The 3,068-nt window shown below is 31.5% G+C and carries 2 protein-coding genes and 1 pseudogene; all 3 read left to right on the top strand.

Annotation, left to right across the window (positions count from 1 at the left end):
- A pseudogene (locus tag Q4Q55_RS09855) lies at positions 1 to 452 on the top strand (dihydroorotate dehydrogenase electron transfer subunit); the annotation flags it as partial.
- 12 nt (positions 453 to 464) lie between these two features.
- Positions 465 to 1,484, top strand: a complete 1,020-nt coding sequence (locus tag Q4Q55_RS09850; protein ID WP_303372634.1) for an AI-2E family transporter — start codon at positions 465 to 467, stop codon at positions 1,482 to 1,484.
- Between the two features lies 1 nt (position 1,485).
- Positions 1,486 to 3,068: DNA-directed DNA polymerase (locus Q4Q55_RS09845; protein ID WP_303372633.1), on the top strand; the 1,583-nt coding region annotated here is incomplete at its 3' end.

Below are 3,068 nucleotides of genomic sequence, written 5' to 3'. Positions count from 1 at the left end.
ATGCCATATCTATGGATTTAGTCAAAAAAGGAAACAATGTTGATGTTATTGTTGCTGCTCAAACAAAGGAAGAATTATTATTCGGCGAAAATCTTGAAAATTTCGCTGCAAATGTTCATTATTGTACGGATGATGGAAGTTTTGGATTTAAGGGTTTTGCTACTGACTGTCTTAGGAATTTGCTTGAAAATTCAACTTATGATTATGCATTTGTTTGCGGACCTGAGATAATGATGAAAGGAATATTCGATATCCTTGAAGATGCCTCCATACCTGCACAGTATTCTCTTGAAAGATATATGAAATGTGCTCTTGGAATATGTGGACAATGTTGTGTTGACAGTGAAGGTTGGAGAATTTGTGTGGAAGGTCCTGTTTTTGAAAACGATAAAATTAATCAAATAACTGAATTTGCCAAATATAGAAGGGATGCTTCTGGCGTAAAATATTAATTGGTGATATTAATGGGAATTAACATTAAAGATTATTTAAATCCTCCAGTACTTTTGGTAGTTGTTTTAGTATTTATATCTTTGATGTTTGTATTTCCAGTTTTAAATATGGTTATTCTAGGGGCTATTTTGGCTTATGGAATCAGACCTGTGGCTTGTAAAATTCAATCCAAACTAAAATTTACTTCGCCTTCTATTTTACTTTCAATGGTTGTAGTATTAATACCATTAATATTGCTGGTTTTCTACATTGTATTTGAAATTTCCACATTCATAAGTTGGGTTATGGCTAATAATAATACGGATTTAAGTGGTGCAGTATCCCAAATTTCCATGTATTTGCCATCGGGCATTGATTTAAATTCAATCAATTCCTATATAGGTTCTTCGATCAATAATGTTGGAAGTTATATTTTAAGTTATAGTGTTAAATTTCTTAGTAAATTAACAAATATTACTTTGGATTTGTTTATTTTAGTTTGTTCAGTATTTTACTTTATTAGAGATGGTGATAAATGTTTAAGTTTTATCAGGTCATTTGTTCCAGATGATTCTAAAAATTTTTTTGACAATACTATCAAATCTATAGAAGATGTTTTGAAGAGTATATTTTACGGACACTTTCTAACTTCTTTAATCATAGGTATTTTTGGATGTATCGGTTATAGTCTTTTAGGTTATCCATTCGGTATTTTTTTAGGTGTTTTAACTGGTATTCTTCAATTGATTCCAGTCTTTGGACCTTGGCCAATTTATTGGGCATTATTCTTTATTGATGTGGCATCAGGAAATTATGTTCGAGCTATCATAGTACTGTTCTTTGGATTTTTCTTAAGTACCATAGACATGTATATTAGACCAGCCCTATCAAGCCATTATGCGGATATACATCCATTGATTCTGTTAATAGGATTTTTAGCAGGGCCTCTGGTTTACGGAATTGTTGGTTTTATTGTAGGTCCATTAATTTTAGGAATTACTTATGCTGTTTTAGATAGTTACAGAAAAGAATATCTCATTAACGGGGAATAAAATGGAAAAGAATGTTGTTATTTTAGATATTGACTATGTTACATATGAAGATAAACCTGTAATCCGTTTGTTTTCAAAAGATTATAATGATAAAAATATAATTTTATTGGATGATACATTTGAACCTTATCTATATGTTGTTTCTGATGACATTGAGGAATGTATGGATGAAATTAAAGATAACTTGGATGTAATATCTGTTGAAAGAGTTATAAAAAAAGATTTTCAAATAGAAAAAGAGTTTATAAAAGTTATATTTAAACATCCCCAAGAACTTGCTAAAAATAGGGATAAATTAAGAGATTTGGGAAGTGTAATCCAAATCAGAGAGTTCGATATTCCATTTTATAGGAGATATCTAATGGACCGTGATGTAATTCCAATGACTGAAGTTACAGTTAAAGGCGATGAACTAGATTCATTTCTTAATTTAGACTCTAAAAAGCAGGACATTCAAATTATTAAACTCACTGATGAATTAAAACGTGTTAAGGAATATCCTCAGAATTTTAGAATTTTAAGTTTTGATTTAGAGGTTAGAAACCCTCATGGAATGCCTAATTCTGAAGAAGATGAGATAATTATGATTGGTGTGGCCAGCAATTTTGGAATAAATCAGGTTATTTCTACAAAAACAAATTCAGACACTCGAGATGATTTTGTAAATCAGGTTTCATCTGAAAAAGAAATGATTGAAGAATTTGTAAAAATTATCAAGGATAATAATGTTGATATTATTGTTGGTTACAACTCAGATAATTTTGATTTCCCATATCTTAAAGATAGGGCAAAAATATTGGGGGTTGATTTAAACATTGGAATGGATGATTCTGATGTTAGGTATATTAGGAGGGGCTATGCTAATGCCGCTTCTCTTAAAGGATTAATCCATGTAGACTTGTATCTGGTTATGAGAAGATACATGGCCCTTGAGAGATATACTCTAGAAAGAGTTTATTATGAGCTATTTGGTGAAGAGAAAATTGATGTTCCTGGAGAGAGAATCTGGGAGTTCTGGGATAATGGTGGCGAAGAATTGGACAACCTTTTTGATTATTCACTTGATGATGTAATATCTACTTTAAAAATTGCAGAACAAACATTACCTCTTAATTTGGAACTTACTCGTATCATTGGTCAACCTTTATTTGATGTTTCTCGTATGGCAACAGGTCAGCAAGCAGAATGGTTTTTAGTAAAACAGGCTTATTTTGATGATGAGGTGGTTCCAAACAAACAGGGATCCAACTTTGCAGATAGGGCAAATGCAGAGGATAATGAGGGGGGTTACGTTAAAGAACCCGAAACAGGACTTCATGAGAATTTAGTACAGTTCGATTTTAGAAGTCTATATCCGAGCATTATCATATCCAAGAACATATCTCCCGATGTAATGGTTTTAGGGGATGTTGAAAATGAAGAAGATTATAATATTTCTCCTGAACATGGTCTGAAATTTAAGAAAAGTCCTCAGGGTTTCATTCCATCTGTCATTGATAAAATTTTACAGGAACGGTTTAGGATTAAACGTGAGATGAAAGCATCAACTGATGAAACTGAAAAAAAATCTTTAAATGTACAACA

The organism is Methanobrevibacter sp. (assembly GCF_030539555.1).
Lineage (GTDB): Archaea > Methanobacteriota > Methanobacteria > Methanobacteriales > Methanobacteriaceae > Methanocatella.
The sequence above is the reverse complement of the archived record's forward strand: the minus strand, read 5'-3'. Positions and strand labels throughout refer to the sequence as shown.

Coding starts and splice junctions, on each gene's coding strand:
- Q4Q55_RS09850 (WP_303372634.1), top strand. CDS start 465: ATGGGAATTAACATTAAAGATTATTTAAATCCTCCAGTACTTTTGGTA.